This is a genomic window from Marinilabilia salmonicolor, assembly GCF_003003035.1.
Taxonomy (GTDB): domain Bacteria; phylum Bacteroidota; class Bacteroidia; order Bacteroidales; family Marinilabiliaceae; genus Marinilabilia; species Marinilabilia salmonicolor_A.
This window is the reverse complement of the sequence record NZ_PVTS01000003.1, coordinates 141940-156720: the sequence shown is the minus strand read 5'-3', so window position 1 is coordinate 156720 and position 14781 is coordinate 141940. Positions and strand designations below refer to the sequence as shown.

16 protein-coding genes are annotated in these 14781 nt (G+C 42.1%); 10 read left to right on the top strand and 6 right to left on the bottom strand.

The window, feature by feature from the left end; all coding sequences use genetic code 11:
* Positions 1-356 precede the first annotated feature (356 nt).
* Positions 357-1457, top strand: a complete 1101-nt coding sequence (locus BY457_RS04030; RefSeq protein ID WP_106152040.1) for an HU family DNA-binding protein — start codon at positions 357-359, stop codon at positions 1455-1457.
* Between the two features lie 93 nt (positions 1458-1550).
* Complete coding sequence (locus tag BY457_RS04025) at positions 1551-2669, top strand: glycosyltransferase (RefSeq protein ID WP_106152039.1); 1119 nt, start codon at positions 1551-1553, stop codon at positions 2667-2669.
* A 55-nt stretch (positions 2670-2724) separates the two neighbouring features.
* Here BY457_RS04025 and BY457_RS04020 read toward each other — a convergent pair whose 3' ends face one another.
* The 4 genes from BY457_RS04020 to BY457_RS04005 form a co-directional block, all read right to left on the bottom strand.
* Positions 2725-3540 (bottom strand): metal ABC transporter permease, encoded by an 816-nt coding sequence (locus BY457_RS04020; protein ID WP_106152182.1) that lies wholly within the window; start codon positions 3538-3540, stop codon positions 2725-2727.
* A 46-nt stretch (positions 3541-3586) separates the two neighbouring features.
* Positions 3587-4327, bottom strand: a complete 741-nt coding sequence (locus BY457_RS04015; protein WP_106152038.1) for a metal ABC transporter ATP-binding protein — start codon at positions 4325-4327, stop codon at positions 3587-3589.
* Between the two features lie 10 nt (positions 4328-4337).
* Positions 4338-5162 (bottom strand): metal ABC transporter solute-binding protein, Zn/Mn family, encoded by an 825-nt coding sequence (locus BY457_RS04010; RefSeq protein WP_258176581.1) that lies wholly within the window; start codon positions 5160-5162, stop codon positions 4338-4340.
* A gap of 212 nt (positions 5163-5374) precedes the next feature.
* Positions 5375-5794: a Fur family transcriptional regulator gene (locus tag BY457_RS04005; RefSeq protein WP_106152037.1), complete on the bottom strand. Its 420-nt coding sequence runs from the start codon at positions 5792-5794 to the stop codon at positions 5375-5377.
* 132 nt (positions 5795-5926) lie between these two features.
* Between BY457_RS04005 and BY457_RS04000 the strand changes: the two genes are divergently transcribed.
* The 8 genes from BY457_RS04000 (at position 5927) to BY457_RS03960 (ending at position 13475) form a co-directional block, all read left to right on the top strand.
* Positions 5927-6304 carry a response regulator transcription factor gene (locus BY457_RS04000; protein ID WP_106152036.1) on the top strand — a complete coding sequence of 126 codons (378 nt, stop codon included), beginning with the start codon at positions 5927-5929 and terminating at the stop codon, positions 6302-6304.
* A gap of 186 nt (positions 6305-6490) precedes the next feature.
* On the top strand, positions 6491-7711 hold the full coding sequence (locus BY457_RS03995; protein ID WP_181256350.1) for a YaiO family outer membrane beta-barrel protein: 1221 nt from the start codon (positions 6491-6493) through the stop codon (positions 7709-7711).
* 3 nt (positions 7712-7714) lie between these two features.
* Positions 7715-8749, top strand: coding sequence for a hypothetical protein (locus BY457_RS03990; protein ID WP_106152034.1), 1035 nt, complete (start codon positions 7715-7717; stop codon positions 8747-8749).
* 9 nt (positions 8750-8758) lie between these two features.
* Entirely contained in the window at positions 8759-10183 is a 1425-nt protein-coding gene (locus tag BY457_RS03985; protein WP_106152033.1) for a glycosyltransferase family 2 protein, read from the top strand.
* A 45-nt stretch (positions 10184-10228) separates the two neighbouring features.
* Complete coding sequence (gene trhA, locus BY457_RS03980) at positions 10229-10879, top strand: PAQR family membrane homeostasis protein TrhA (protein ID WP_106152032.1); 651 nt, start codon at positions 10229-10231, stop codon at positions 10877-10879.
* A 339-nt stretch (positions 10880-11218) separates the two neighbouring features.
* Positions 11219-11623: a response regulator gene (locus BY457_RS03975; protein WP_106152031.1), complete on the top strand. Its 405-nt coding sequence runs from the start codon at positions 11219-11221 to the stop codon at positions 11621-11623.
* A gap of 372 nt (positions 11624-11995) precedes the next feature.
* Positions 11996-12817 carry an alpha/beta hydrolase gene (locus BY457_RS03965; RefSeq protein WP_106152029.1) on the top strand — a complete coding sequence of 274 codons (822 nt, stop codon included), beginning with the start codon at positions 11996-11998 and terminating at the stop codon, positions 12815-12817.
* A gap of 37 nt (positions 12818-12854) precedes the next feature.
* The gene (locus BY457_RS03960) at positions 12855-13475 is read left to right on the top strand and encodes a class I SAM-dependent methyltransferase (protein ID WP_106152028.1); all 621 of its coding nucleotides are present in this window, start codon (positions 12855-12857) and stop codon (positions 13473-13475) included.
* Between the two features lie 66 nt (positions 13476-13541).
* On the opposite strand, the gene BY457_RS03955 is transcribed toward BY457_RS03960, so the two are convergent.
* Together BY457_RS03955 and BY457_RS03950 are read right to left on the bottom strand one after the other, a co-directional pair.
* Positions 13542-13997: a MarR family winged helix-turn-helix transcriptional regulator gene (locus BY457_RS03955; RefSeq protein WP_181256348.1), complete on the bottom strand. Its 456-nt coding sequence runs from the start codon at positions 13995-13997 to the stop codon at positions 13542-13544.
* A 58-nt stretch (positions 13998-14055) separates the two neighbouring features.
* Complete coding sequence (locus BY457_RS03950; protein WP_106152026.1) at positions 14056-14538, bottom strand: glutathione peroxidase; 483 nt, start codon at positions 14536-14538, stop codon at positions 14056-14058.
* Positions 14539-14781 lie beyond the last annotated feature (243 nt).

The window sequence follows — 14781 nt, the reverse complement described above, 5'->3', positions numbered from 1 at the left end:
GTTATAGAATAGTTTCAGAATGGACATATTTTTGATCTCTCAAAAGGTTATACAAGCACTGGTAGTATGAGATGCATTTATTTCTTCATTAATACCAACCCTCCATAAAAAATAGTTTTGTAAAGGTGTATGGTGTATGGTATCCTCCCTACGGATTTAGTAGTGGTGTAGGACAGAGCCCTGAATGGGCGAAAGCTTCACTAATCCCGGATATGATTTTATCTATGCATCTTTGTAATTTATCACGAATAAAAAACTTTGCTACAGGTCATAAAATATTAAAGAGTTTTATTTTTGTATAAAACTCGCTATATTTATTTTCTGAAAATCATTGTATTTAAAACCATTAGTGGGGTATGGAACAATATTTACTTGAATTAATAAAAAGTAATAACCGGGTCATTGTACCTAATTTCGGTGCTTTTATCGTCTCTCGAGATAGTGGTACCACTGTGTTATTCAATAATTTCCTGAGCTTTAACGACGGGTTGTTGATCAATCATGTCAGTACCAAAAAAGGAATTGAAACAACAGAGGCCACAGATATGGTTTCTGATTTTGTTGATAAGATTAAGAAGGAATTGGATGAACAGGGAGAATACACCATCGATAAACTTGGTACATTCACCAAAGATCAAAACGGGATTCTCCGATTCACTCAGGATCCCCACCTGGCAGAACTTTTACCTGAAGAGAAGACGGAGAAAAATTTAAAAGAAGGGGGCCCGGATTCCCAGTTGCTGGATATCGACAGTAATGCCCCTGAAGAGCCAGTTGATGAAAAAACAATTAAAGAAGAGACTCCCAAAGATAAGAAGAGCGGAGAAGTCAAAAGTGATGGTAAGTTGCTGAATCTGGATGAAAAAAAAGGGGCAACTGATAAAAAGCAGCCGGTAAAACCTGAGAAAACGGGTGGGCAGAAAAAGCAAGCCGACGGTGGTGCTTCAGGTGGGAAAACCACCGTTGTGCATAAAGAAAAACGTAGTGGTTTGCCTCCCTGGTTGATCGCATTGCTGATTCTGATTCCCATTGTACTTTTTGTATTGTACCTTATTTTCTGGACCGGAGAGGATAAAAAGAAAGAAACCAAAGTGGTGAAAAAGGAAGTGGTGGACACTAATGCTGCTCAACGGAAAGCTGATAGCATTGCCATGGTTAAAGCCCGCCAGGAGGAACAACTACGCAAAGAAGAGGAAGCCCGGAAAAAGGCTGAGGCTGAGAAAACCAAAGGCCCAAGGCATCACATTATTGTTGGTAGCTTTAAGGAAGAGGCCAATGCAGAGAAGCTGGTGAAGAGACTTAAGGAAAATGGATTTGAGCAGGCTTCCCTTTTGTCGCACAACAATATGGTGCTTGTAAGCGCTGTTTCGTTTGAGTCGGTTTTAAAAGCAAGAGAGGCTCAGGAAAAAGTTCTGCAGGAGCAAAGGTTGGAGAACTGGATTCTTACAAAAAAGTGATTCACTAAACAGGTTTTTCTTCACAATACTATTTTTTTATAAAATAATGCGGGTGGTCGTTGTTTTTACAAAGCCACCCGCTTCTTTTTCAAAATGATCTGGATTTTAGCTTCTACATTTATACTCCTGACCGGTTATGTTTTGTTGATTCTTTTTTTCCTGAAAGGCTGGAATCAGCTTCCAGAGATTAATACAAAGCATCGTTCGAAACGGAGCGTCTTTATCTCGGTGGTCATACCCTTTAGGAATGAAGAAAAGAATTTGGTAAGACTTGTGGAAGGAATTGCGAGACAACGGTTTTCTTTTCATCATCTCGAGGTGGTTATGGTCAATGATCATTCCACCGATAAGGGGATGGACTGCTTATCTGAGCTGATGCATGAGTATTCCTGGCTGCACTTGGAGTCCTCGCGGGGACACGGGAAGAAGGCGGCACTCCGACATGGGGTTTCTGCGGCTACCGGGGAGTTAATTGTGGCGACGGATGCTGATTGTCATTTTGGGCGGGACTGGCTTCAAACCATTTCCGAAACTTACATCAGTCAAAATCCTGACATGATTATTATGCCGGTTGGAATGGAACGGGGAAACGGTTTTCGGGGGGCATTTCAGCAGAATGATTATCTGGCCCTGCAAATGGTCACTGCCGGTGCTGCCGGTTGCGGTGTTCCTGTCATTTCAAGCGGGGCAAATCTTGCCTTTAAGAAGAAATCCTATCTGGAGACAGCCCGGAAAATTCCCGGAGAACAATATCTGTCAGGTGATGATGTGTTTCTTCTTCATGCTTTTAAGGCTGAGGGGTTTAAAATTACCTATCTGAAATCGGCGCAGGCAATGGTAAAAACTTATCCTGCCCCCGGGTGGAAATCTTTTCTGCTGCAGCGGATGCGGTGGGGTGGAAAAAGTAAAGGCTATACAGATACCCGTGCAAAACTGGTTGCTTTGATGATTTTGGTGACCAACAGCTGGCTGGCAATTCTTCCATTTCTTGCCATGATTGATGTAAGAATCGCTTTTTTATGGTTAGGTGTTCTGTCTCTAAAAATTATTATAGATCGAATACTCTTAAATCAGGGCAAAGGGTTCTTTGCTGTCTCTTCCGGATTATTCCGGTTTCTTGCCATCTCATTTTTATATCCTACCTATATTCTGGTTGCGGGTGTTGGCAGTCTCTTCATTCGTGAACGATGGAAAGACAGAACGGGGAAATAAAATGTAACAGGTAATTCCATTTTCACCCCTTCTTATCCGGGGCCTGATTGGTCTTTTATCTCTTTTGAATCAGAGCAACCCCTTTAGAGATGAGAAACTGAAGGGTGAGCATGAAGATAATGGCAGCGCTCCCCGGTATGTCAAAGGCAGATGCAGCGATTAAACCCAGAATGGAGCCACTGATACCGAAAAGCACCGATCCTTTTATGATACCTGAAAATTTACCATAAAAAAGAAGAGCCGTGTTTTGAGGAATGGTAAAGATGCTTAGTACCAATATTATTCCCATTACCCGAATGGATAACACAATGGCAACGGCCACCAGAATAGCCATGCTGTTTCGGATAAAAGTTACCGGAATGCCTCTGGTTCTCGCAAATTCCGGATCGAAAGCTGTATCAACAACCGGTCGGTAGAAAATGATGAAGAACAGTGAGGTAACAACCAGAACCACCGCCAGTACCACTATATCTGCCTTCCCTACTGACAGAATGCTTCCGAAGAGAAAACTCATCAAGTTGGGTGTATAGCCGGGGGTTAAGAAAACAAATATGATTCCCAGAGCCATTCCCAGAGACCATAAAATGGCGATGGCACTGTCTTCTCTCATTTTTCCTTTTGTAGAAATCCATTCAATCCCCAAAGATGCGCCTATGGCGAAGACCACCGCACCCAGAAACGGGTTCAAACCAAAGAAATAGGCCATGCCAATACCTCCGAAAGAAGCGTGCGTGATGCCTCCGCTGATAAAAACAACCTTGCGGCTTACGATATAAGTGCCTACAAGGGCTGCCAGTGCACTTGTCAGAATAGCGGCCATCAGTGCGTTTTGGAAAAATTGATATTCGAAGAGTGAGATTATATTTTGCATGGTCATTTTTTTTCTATGCGACTCAATGTTGGTTAGATGGTGTTTGTTATTCGTGATCTTTCAGTACTCTGTGTGGCACCGGACCATGTGCTATCAGGTCAATGGGACAGTTGTACACTTTTAGTACATCTGCCGTCAGTACATTAGACGGATGATAATGCAGTGTGCCATTTACGCAGGCGATGGTTTTTACCAAGGAGGATATGGTTCCTATGTCGTGGGATATCAGGAATATCGCCATTGTTTTGTTCAGTTCTTCCAGGAGTGTGTAGAGTTCTCCTTCGAAACTTCTGTCCACAAAAGTATCGGGTTCGTCCAATACCAGCAGCTGAGGTTCGTTTATGATGGCTCTGGCCAGCAAAGCCCTTTGAAACTGTCCTCCGGATAGTTGGCCTACCGGGCGGTTTCCCAGGCCTGAGAGCCCTGTTTTGTTTATCAGATAATCGGCTTTTTCCTTATGCTCCTTCTTCAGGGGCTTCCACCAGGTTTTTGGACGGGCCATCCCTGAGAGAATCACCTCTTTTACGGTTACCGGGAATGAATGATCTATTTGCGAAACCTGCGGGAGGTAGCCGATATTGGGGCGACCTGACGGAAAAGATACTTGGCCGGAGAACGGGTTGAGAATCCCCAGCAAAACCTTGGATAGTGTTGTTTTTCCGCCTCCGTTCGGGCCAATTACACCTAAAAAATCTTTTGGGTGTATGTCGAGGTTTACATTCTTTAAAACGGGAGTCCCGTTGTATCCGGCAGTTAAGTTTTGTATGGAAACCAGTGGTTTGGACATGTCTTTTGGTCTATTTAAGATGATTGCTCAGAAGTTCACGAAGATCTTTCATCGTGCCAGGCCAGTTGTACCCCAGGGGATTGATGACAACAAGCCGAGCCCCCGTTGCTTTGCGGACCATTTCTGCGTTGCGTTGATCGAATTCTGCCTGGATGAATATGATTTTAATCTCTTCTTCCAGCGCTCTGTCTATTAATTCCTTGAGTTTGGCAGGCGATGGTTCTTTACCTTCATATTCAATGGAAATCTGTTCCAGACCATAATCGCGTGCCAGGTAGGTTAAGGCCGGGTGGAAAATCATAAACTTGTTGGGTTGCTCATTGTCGGAGAGGGCCATAAAACTGTTGTGTATGGTTTCTACTTCAGTGAGTAACCTTAAAAAATTCGCATCGATGGTCTCTTTGTCTTCGGGGAAATTTTTAATGAGAACACTCTTCAAGTCAGGCAGGAAATCCATAACTATTTTTGGTGACATCCAGATGTGTGGATCTATTCCTGCCTCGTGCATATGGTCGCCATGTTGATGATCTTCCCCTTTAATGAGTTGGATGTTTCGGCTCAGGTTTAGGACATCCATTTCGGGATTGAGCTCTTTTAACCGGTGCATCCAGGCTTCCTCAAATCCCAGATGGCCTGCCTGAACATAAACACCCGCTGATGATAAGGCCATCAGCTGACTCGTGGTTGGGGCATAAGTAGCAGGACTCGTTCCCATGGGAACCATGACATCAACGGGGACCTTCTGTGAAGTCAGTTGGTCCACAAAATATCGCAGGGGTTCGATGGTAACGGCAACTCCTTTTTCCTCGGTTTTAGTTGAGGAGCAAGAGGTCAAAGTAAAAAGTGTAAGAATAATGAATCCTGAAACTTGAATGAAACGAGCATGGCAACTATTGCCACATAAGGATGAGTATAAATTTCTGAATGCGAGTTTCATTAGACCTTTAGGATTAATTTTTATATTAATGAATTTATTGATCATGGCTAACATTTGACAAATTGTTGACTACTAGGTGGCTTTGATAAGGTAAAAAATGGGTGTGTATATTACTTTTTTCCGCTACATGCGTCGCAGATGCCTTCCACAACCAGACGGGCTGAAGAGAATTGAAATCCCTCAGGCAAATCTGTTAAGTCCACATCCAACTGAGGCATGCATAATAATTTATGGCATTTTGTGCAATAAAAGTGGGCATGGTCACTTTTTCGAAACCGGCCGGCTATTTTGAATTTCTGTGTCTCCCCGTCCAATACAATTTTATGAACAACTCCTTTTTCCGTGAAGAGTCTTAAGGTGCGATAAAGTGTTACCCTGTCGGTTGCGGGGGGCAGTTTTTCTTCAATCTCCTTTTGGGTAAGTGCAACTCCGTCTCCCCACAGGTGACTTAGGACCTGTTTTCTTATTGCCGTTCCTGTAAGTCCGTGGCTCTTTAAAAAAGATGATATGTCTCCATTACTTGCAACCATGTTGCAATATTAAACAATTCTAAATTAAAATGCAACCATGTTGCAAAAAGAAGAAGTTTTCAATTCCTCGATTTGACGAACAACCTTTTTGTGTTGATTAACGTACAATAGATGTGTTTAAAAGTTCATGTTATGGCAAATATTTTAGTGTGCGAAGATGATAAGCTTATAGGTCGGATAATCGAGCGCAAGCTTTTGGATGGCAACCATAAAGTGAAAGTAGTTGAAAATGGGAGTATTGCAATGCGGGAACTGAAAGAGCAAATATTCCAATTGGTTATTTCGGATGTCATGATGCCTGTCAACAGTGGACTGGATGTTATTTCTTATATGCGGAATGAATTAAAACTGGATATTCCTATTTTGATGATTTCTGCAATTTCGGAGGAGGATAATGTCCGGGAGGCATTCCGACTGGGAGCCAGTGATTATATTTCAAAGCCTTTTAATGTCGGTTTGTTAAAAGATAAGGTTAGTCACCTGCTGGAAAGTAAGAAGGTTTTCATCTGATTGTTGGATCAATTTTTATAAATTATATGGTGGTCGCAAGTGCAAGGCTTGCAATGGCTGATAAACAGGAGTCTGCTTTTTGTAAGTGAAAAAACACAACGCAGCAATTGCCCTTTTCCTGCAACCATTAAATGTACTTTTTTGTCGATATTAGAAAAGTATATGGTATTAAAGAACAGGTATTTTATGAGGAAGAGTATGCTTATTCTTGTCGGGCTCTTATGTTTGAAGTTTGTTGATGTTAGCGGGCAATCTGTTGATTCTATCCGACAGGTAGCCTGGTCGGGTAATTATGCTGAAGCACGAAATTTGTGTTTTGAGCATGAGGACTACCCGGAGAATACGGATCTGCTTTTTCTGGTGGGTCAGACCTACTACTGGGAGGAGAATCTGCGCCGGTCTAAAGAAGTTATGAATGATGTATTGGATAAAAATCCTTCCCATATCGAAGCTTATGTGGTTCTGTCATCAATTCTTATCTCAGAGAAAGAAATGAGTCAGGCAATTAAGATAGCAGATGAGGGATTGGAACGTGCGGATAATAACGAAGAATTGCTGTACAATAGAGCTCTTGCCAATGCTAATCTTGGATATCTTAAAGAGGCCAGGGAAGAATTGGATGTTTTGCTTTCCAATAATCCTGAACATAAAGAAGCAGAGGAGTTAAGGGAATCTTTGAGAGGGTTTAAAATTCCCGGTTCGCTTGGAGTTTATCAATCCCTTCAGACCTACAATAAGCCGTACGATCGTTTTTACTGGGTAACTACGGTTGAGGCTCCTGTGGGAGATAAAGGTTTAAAAATTATTCCCCGTTTTAGTTACGGAAATCTTCAGGTGGAAGATGATTCATTTAATGGCAGTCAGGTAGGCGTGGATGTTTATCCGCTTACCGGACTTTATTCTTATATGTATCTTCATTATGCCTATTCCGGGGCAGAAATTTTTCCCGAGCACCGCGCCGCTCTTGAATGGTTTCAGACAATTGCCCGGGGATGGGAGTTCTCCGCCGGAGGAAGATATATGTACCGTCAGAAAAATCATCTTTTTTATACAGCATCAGTTAGTAAATATGCGGGGAAATGGATGCCCGGGATCCGCTTTTTTTATGCTCCGGAGTCAGGCAATAACCTGACAGCTATAGCTTCTGTTCGGAAATATTTCAACAGCGATAATACCTTTCTTCATTCCTTTATAACCTATGGTAGTAATCCGGACAGGATGGATCAGCAGGCTGATATTGCAGCAGATGGAGAAGCTTCCAGAATTGCCGCCGGGGCTTATGCCGTGCTCAAAATGAGGGGGGCGTTTTACGCAAGAGTGTTGGCTGAATATACCATGGAGGAATATATTCCGGAGAAATGGAGAAATGTATTTTTAGGACAGATTGGCATTGAGATTAAGTTTTAAAATATGGAAAGAATTACAGACATCATGATGACACATAGTGCCGGGGATACCCTGGTATTGGTGGCTTTAATGGTTCTGGTAATGATTGTTCTTATTGTTGTTGTTACATTGTTTCTTTTACTGCGACAATATTTCTTCAGATTACAAAAGGCGCGTGTTCTTCGGAAAAGGCAGCGATTCAATGATTTACTCGTGGATTGTCTGTTTTCAGATAGTCAGGGCGATCTTGAAATTTGTAAGCTAAAAGGAAGATCCGGGGGCAGAATATTGTATCAGTCGATGATGTTTTTGATGCACAATTTTAGTGGAGAATTGTCCGGAAAAATCAGGGAGCTGTTTTATCAACTAAATCTTGAAAGATATCTGGAGAGAGATCTTTATAGCGGGAAATGGTGGAAAATCAGCAGAGGTTTGAGGGATTCAAGAACCATGTTGTACGACAAGTCTGTGGAAGTTGCCCGAAAACATGTTGACTCTCCGCGATTGGAGCTAAGGGTGGAAGCTCAACTTACCCTCATGGCGCTTAAGGTAAATGAACCTTTTGAGTTCCTGAACCGGCTTAAGCGTCCGTTCTCAACCTGGGCCCGAATACATCTCTATCACGAAATGACCAGATGGGAGCAAAAACCGGATGCCACCTCCTGGCTTCACAATTCCAATCCCGGAGTGATGGAATTTGCATTGCGTGTGATGGGTTTATTAAACCAGAAAGCTGATGTTAATGAGGTGGCTCCACTTTTAAGACATAAGGATAGCCGGTTGAGGGCAGAGGTGGTTCGGTATGCCGCATTGGTGCTTGAAAAGGGACTGTGGTTTAATGCGGCCAGAAAGTTTAAAGCTGAAGATGTTAAAGTCAGGGAAAGGCTTGCTCAAACTGCCGGAATGGTACCCGGTGTTCCGTTTTCTCTGGTGATGGATTGGTTTAACCGGGAAAAATCCACCGTCGTTAAAATTGAACTTGCGCGAACGCTTCTTGTTTTTGGAAAAACATCAGGACTTAGTTCTGAGGAGATGGATGCATTGGGGAAGGTGGCATAAATTAATTTTATGGAAAGATTTTTTGATTTTGCGAATACTGTTGATTTGCTGGTTACTTTTTATGCAGTGCTGGCTTGTTTTTTCTACCTGATGCTGGTGGTTTTTGCATCGCGGGAGCTGCAGATGTACAAGAAAAAATCAGAAACAGGCAATCAAAATACCATTTTGTCTTCGCCTTTTGCCCCTTTTGTAACTGTGATTGCGCCTGCCTACAATGAAAGTCTTTCTATTGTTGAAAATGTTAAAGGATTGCTTGCCCTGAAATATCACAAGCTTGAAATTGTGGTTGTAAATGATGGCAGTAAGGATGATACCCTGGAAAAGGTAATCAGAGAGTTTGACCTTGAGAAGGTTTTTTATCCGTTTGATTATGATGTTGGTTGCAAACAGATTCGGGGTGTCTATAAGTCAAGAAATATGGCGCTTGACAAACTAATTGTGTTGGATAAGGAAAATGGTGGAAAGGCAGATGCTCTGAATGCCGGAATTAATATTGCCCGTGGTGACCTGTTTATGGCAATGGATGTGGATTCTCTGATCGACCGGGAGGCTGTAATTAAGTTGGTGCATCCATTCTTAAAAGAGACGGAGAAAAAAGTAATTGCGACCGGGGCTGTGGTCAGGGTGGCCAATTCCTGCAGAGTTACCGGGGGCAACGTGTCCAAGGTGCATGTGCCACGCAATATCTGGGCTCGCTTTCAGGCTTTGGAGTATATTCGGGCATTTTTAATCGGACGAATGTCCTGGAAGCATCTTGACGGTCTGTTGCTCATTTCAGGGGCCATCGGGATGTTTGATACACATGTTGTTAAAGCCTGTGGAGGCTACCTAATCTCTACTGTTGGAGAAGATATGGAGTTGCTTGTTCGTATGAGGAGGTATATGAGCGAGCGGAAGGAGCCCTACAGTGTGGATTTTGTTCCGGATCCTCTGTGTTGGACAGAAGTTCCGGAAACCTTAACAACGCTTGGGCGACAACGTAACCGGTGGATGAGGGGAAGTATGGATACTTTACGAATCCATCGTAAGATGTTTTTAAATCCACGGTACAAAACAGTTGGTTTACTTGGATATCCTTACTGGTTGATCTTTGAGTGGTTTGCACCTCTTCTAGAGTTTACAGGGTTTATTTATTTTATTTCTCTTGCCTTGTCGGGAGGTATAAACTGGAATTATGTGGTTTTACTTCTGACTTTTGTTTATGTTTTTGCGGTAACAATGTCTTCGTGGGCTATTTTTCTGGAAGCTTTTACAGTTCACAAATATGACAAGCCATCTCATATTGCCTCCCTTCTGTTCACTGCCATGCTGGAACCCCTGATTTATCATCCAATGACTGTTTGGTGGGGAGTACGAGGCAATATCGATTATGTTAGAGGCAACACAAATTGGGGAGCACAAGAGCGGAAAGGGTTTGCAGCGAAGAAAAAATAGCGATTTGCCGACTGTTGTATGCACTAATGTCGTATTTTTGCAGTTATGCCAAAATTAGCGTTAACACTTAATACCTACTCCCCTCGGGAAGAGAAACTCAATGTGGCCAGCCATGGTGCCGGGTTTGTTTTGAGTTTGGCGGCTTTGTTTTTTCTTGTCAAACAATCTGTTGAGTTACAGTCTTTTTGGCATTGGATGGGCTATTTGATTTATGGATTTAGCCAGGTAACCGTTTTTGGCGCCTCTACTCTCTATCATTCAGCGCAAAATCCCAGAAAAAGATACCGCTTAAAGATTTTTGATCATGCTGCCATTTATATTTCAATAGCAGGCACTTATACTCCTTTTACATTGATTGTTATCCGTGAAGACTGGGGCTGGCCTTTGTTTATTGCGGTCTGGACGATGGCACTTGCCGGAGTGATTCTGAAAATATTTTATGCAGGGAGGTATAAGGTTTTGTCCACCATCGGGTATGTGCTGATGGGATGGGTGATGGTTATTGCTATTAAACCCTTGTTGGAGCATTTGGCACTGGCGGGACTCCTTTGGATTGCTGCCGGTGGGCTGCTTTATACTGTTGGGGCTGTGTTGTATCAGATAGGAAAGATTCCGTTTAATCACGCCATTTTTCATTTTTTTGTTCTTGCAGCTGCTGTTTGCCATTTTATTGCCGTATTTTTTTATGCAGTGTGAAGGGTTTATTACTAGTGTAAAGAATCATAATATTCCGAACTAATTTTTGCGCTGTTTTCCTTTTTTCTTCGTTAATCTTTTTCGCCGTAGGTGTGGCTATGGCTGTAAAGATTGCCTTGAAAAAAGAAAAACTTCATCAAAAATTTTAGTTCGTTCTATTAAAACTCTTTACATTAGAAATGAAGATTTAAGTTGGCCACAGATTTTTGGCAATCATCCCTTTGGAAGGATGTAATTTTTTATTTTGCATGAAGTTCTGTTTTTGACGAAACACCTCTTTTGATTGATTAAGAAACTTTTTTCATTGACTTAACGTACAAAAAAGAAAACTGGTAATGAATGACTGAGAAGAGAACTTCCATATTGATTTGTGAGGACGACAGGCTGATGGCTGAAATCGCAGAACAGGTGCTTTCGGATGATACATGTGAGCTTACGGTAGTGGAAAATGGCGCCTTAGCCATAGATGAGTTGAGAAAGAGAGCTTACGACCTGGTGATTACTGATGCTGTAATGCCCGAACGTTCGGGGTTGGAGGTTACTACCTTTATTCGACGACACCAACGATTGAATACTCCTGTTTTAATGTTATCAGGTATTTCAGATCTTAAATATGTCAGAGAAGCCAAGGAGAGGGGCGTTAATGATTTTCTTTCAAAGCCTTTTTCAGCCGAGCGACTCCGTAGGAAGGTCAGTCAGCTTCTGAAAAAGAATCTTTTTGTTTCCTCAGGACTGGTGGTCTGATCTGAGTCTTACCTTCACTTGTTATATTTCGGTGTTGCTCGTTTTATTCGCATATTAAAAATCTTCTAAAAATCCGGGTGCTTTCCGGTGCTTCGTAGCTTGTTCATAAGCATAAGATACCTCCAGCAATAATAAGAAATAATGGGATTTTGGTTGCCGGGTAAATTGCCCCTTGATTTTGTGCCATGTGCAATATAATTGCTTTCAACATCAAAAACTGTCTGATATTCATATTTTTTTTGATCGGTTTGCAGAATAAGTATGCACCTTTGTGATGCAATTGTTTCTAAACCTGCTTTATTCATGGATTATTGGAATAGATTATTTGTGACTAAACCAGGTTAATATTCATAATCTTTTAATATCTGGAAAATGAAAAATATTCAACTCTTTTTAGTCCTGATGCTGTTTTTTGTCTTGCCGGTTGCAGCTCAGGAAACTGCCTACAAAACCCAACAAAATATTCACTACTATCCGGAAGAAGTAAATCAGTCTGATGTGTATATTAATGAGCGTTGTGTCCTTGATGTTTATTATCCAACAAACAAAGAAGATTTTAGTACCATTGTTTGGTTTCACGGAGGCGGAATAACTCAGGGCCACAAGGAAATTCCGGAAGCATTAAAAAATCAGGGAGTCTGTGTTGTAGGGGTTAATTACCGTTTGCATCCCCGGGTTAAATCGCCTGATTATGTGGAGGATGCTGCCGCAGCCGTTGCCTGGACTATTAAAAATATTGATGATTACGGTGGCGATTCTACACTCGTTTTTGTTTCAGGGCACTCGGCCGGGGGATATCTGACCAGTATGGTTGGGCTGGATAAACGCTGGTTGGCTGAATTTGGTGTGGATGCCAATCAAATTGCAGGGCTGATCCCTTTTAGCGGACATGCCATTACGCATTTTACGATCAGAAAAGAGCGGGGAATCCCCGGAACTCAGCCTGTTGTTGATGATATGGCTCCTTTGTTTCATGTGCGCGCTGATGCTCCTCCTTTACTGCTGATCACAGGCGACCGTGAAAAAGAGATGCTCGGACGCTATGAAGAGAACGCTTTTCTGATGCGCATGATGAAGGTGGTTGGTCATAAAGAAACCCGTCTTTTTGAGATGGACGGGTATGGTCATGCAATGACATTTCCGGCTTTCCCGCTGCTGTTGGAGGAAGTGAAGAGAATTTCAGAGAAACGTTAATTTGTATATTTGTCGGATAACAGAAAGGGGAGTTGTTATGAAGTTTAGTAAAACTTTCGGCGCAGTTTACGATTATCTGATGGTCTTTCTTGAGAAGCCCTGGCTAAAAGTGAGGAGAGCCAGGTTGCTGACGGGTCTTTCAGGTAAAGTACTTGAGGTGGGTGTCGGGACAGGCACCAATCTTCAATATTACAATCATGAGGCACAAGTTACGGGTATCGAACCATCTCCCCACATGATTAAAAGAGCCCTGAAGAAAAGAGATTTGTTGCTTTTCCCTGAAAGAATAAACCTGCACCATACCGGGTGTGGTTATGATGATATGGCAGATCTGGTAGCGCGGGAGTCTCTTGATGCTGTTGTTTGTACGCTGGTGCTTTGTACAATTCCCGAACCGGAAAGGGCACTTTGTAATTTCATGGAATGGCTTAAACCGGGTGGCCGCCTTTTGGTGCTGGAGCATATCCGTTCGCACAACCATTCCACCGGTAAAATTCAGGATTTTCTAACTCCCACCTGGGCTAAAATTGCAGAAGGTTGCCAGCTTAACCGACCAACCGATAAAATGATTTTGCAGGCCGGTTTTCAGTTGATCAGAGAAGATCACTTTAAAATTGGATTCCCCTTTTATGAGGCAGAGTACCGGAAGCCTGATTGATTGACAGGCAGGGGAGATCACGTGTTGTCAGAATCACTGCGAAAATGAAGCAATATTTTCGTCGTCTTAGAGCGCATTTCCTTTATCCGAAAGATATTTGATGATGGCATTTAATCTGTTACGTAAATCGATAATGTTATTTACTTCCATGCCTTCTGACAGTAGGCCGGTCAATAGTTTTTCCGGAATTTCCGCTGCCTCGTGTTGCATGCTTTCACCTTTTTCTGTCAATGCTACTATTACTTTTCGTTCATCTTCCTCTGACCTTTGTCTTGTAACTATTCCCAGGTTCATCATTCGCTTAAGCAGGGGTGTTAAAGTATTGGTATTGAGGATTAATTTGGATGATATCTCCTTTACGGATAAGGGGCCATGTTCCCAAAGAACCATCAATACCAGATATTGAGGATAAGTAATTCCAAGTTTATCCAGATAAGGTTGATACTCACGGGTTATGAGGCGTGACGCGGCATATACCGGAAAGCACAGTTGGTTTTCGAGTTTTAATTGTTCGTAAGCCATATGGGATGGATTGTAGGGAACCGGAATGACCGATTCCCTGTTGTTTTGTATTGCAAAGTTAATTCAAAATCGTTTGCAGATACTTATCTATCTCCTCGGGTTTGGTGGTGGGCGCAAATCGTTTGAGCGGTTTACCTTCTGTATCGATGACAAATTTTGTGAAATTCCATTTGATGATTCCACCAAATAAACCGCTCAACTGTTTTTTCAGGTATTTGAAGATGGGATGAGCATCGTCACCGTTCACATTTATCTTCTCAAACATCGGGAAGGTCACACCATAATTTGTATAGCAGGTTTCGGAAATCGATTTTTCATCACCGGGTTCCTGGTTTGCGAATTGGTTACATGGGAATCCGAGAATTACCAGACCTTTGTCTTTGTATTTCTTGTACAGTGCTTCCAACCCTTCATATTGCGGTGTGAGGCCACACTTGCTTGCAGTATTAACCACAATCACTGTTTTCCCTTTATAGGTATCCATTGACACTTCTTTTCCAAAAAGCGTTTTTGCTGAGAATTGATAAAAATTATTTTCCATGTTCTTAATTATTTAGTTAGTCGCAGGCAATTAAATCGCACGCGATGCAAATATAAGAACATTTTTATTTCTCAACTATGAAAACATTAAAAAATCACTATTGTCCGGAAAAACTATTATTTTGAAAGAAGATTGCTTCGCTCTGCTCGCAATGACTCTGTCTTACAGGTTTAGCAGAGTTGGTAGGGTTTGATTTTCTGATAGACCGGAAACATTATGCTGAGTTGAAGATTTTTTGTGCTT

What these genes read in the sequence shown, in the direction of transcription:
- BY457_RS04030 (WP_106152040.1), top strand. Translation starts at nt 357, where the DNA reads ATGGAACAATATTTACTTGAATTAATAAAAAGTAATAACCGGGTCATT.
- BY457_RS04025 (WP_106152039.1), top strand. Translation starts at nt 1,551, where the DNA reads ATGATCTGGATTTTAGCTTCTACATTTATACTCCTGACCGGTTATGTT.
- BY457_RS04020 (WP_106152182.1), bottom strand. Translation starts at nt 3,540, where the DNA reads ATGCAAAATATAATCTCACTCTTCGAATATCAATTTTTCCAAAACGCA.
- BY457_RS04015 (WP_106152038.1), bottom strand. Translation starts at nt 4,327, where the DNA reads ATGTCCAAACCACTGGTTTCCATACAAAACTTAACTGCCGGATACAAC.
- BY457_RS04005 (WP_106152037.1), bottom strand. Translation starts at nt 5,794, where the DNA reads ATGGTTGCAAGTAATGGAGACATATCATCTTTTTTAAAGAGCCACGGA.
- BY457_RS04000 (WP_106152036.1), top strand. Translation starts at nt 5,927, where the DNA reads ATGGCAAATATTTTAGTGTGCGAAGATGATAAGCTTATAGGTCGGATA.
- BY457_RS03995 (WP_181256350.1), top strand. Translation starts at nt 6,491, where the DNA reads ATGAGGAAGAGTATGCTTATTCTTGTCGGGCTCTTATGTTTGAAGTTT.
- BY457_RS03990 (WP_106152034.1), top strand. Translation starts at nt 7,715, where the DNA reads ATGGAAAGAATTACAGACATCATGATGACACATAGTGCCGGGGATACC.
- BY457_RS03985 (WP_106152033.1), top strand. Translation starts at nt 8,759, where the DNA reads ATGGAAAGATTTTTTGATTTTGCGAATACTGTTGATTTGCTGGTTACT.
- trhA (WP_106152032.1), top strand. Translation starts at nt 10,229, where the DNA reads ATGCCAAAATTAGCGTTAACACTTAATACCTACTCCCCTCGGGAAGAG.
- BY457_RS03975 (WP_106152031.1), top strand. Translation starts at nt 11,219, where the DNA reads ATGACTGAGAAGAGAACTTCCATATTGATTTGTGAGGACGACAGGCTG.
- BY457_RS03965 (WP_106152029.1), top strand. Translation starts at nt 11,996, where the DNA reads ATGAAAAATATTCAACTCTTTTTAGTCCTGATGCTGTTTTTTGTCTTG.
- BY457_RS03960 (WP_106152028.1), top strand. Translation starts at nt 12,855, where the DNA reads ATGAAGTTTAGTAAAACTTTCGGCGCAGTTTACGATTATCTGATGGTC.
- BY457_RS03955 (WP_181256348.1), bottom strand. Translation starts at nt 13,997, where the DNA reads ATGGCTTACGAACAATTAAAACTCGAAAACCAACTGTGCTTTCCGGTA.
- BY457_RS03950 (WP_106152026.1), bottom strand. Translation starts at nt 14,538, where the DNA reads ATGGAAAATAATTTTTATCAATTCTCAGCAAAAACGCTTTTTGGAAAA.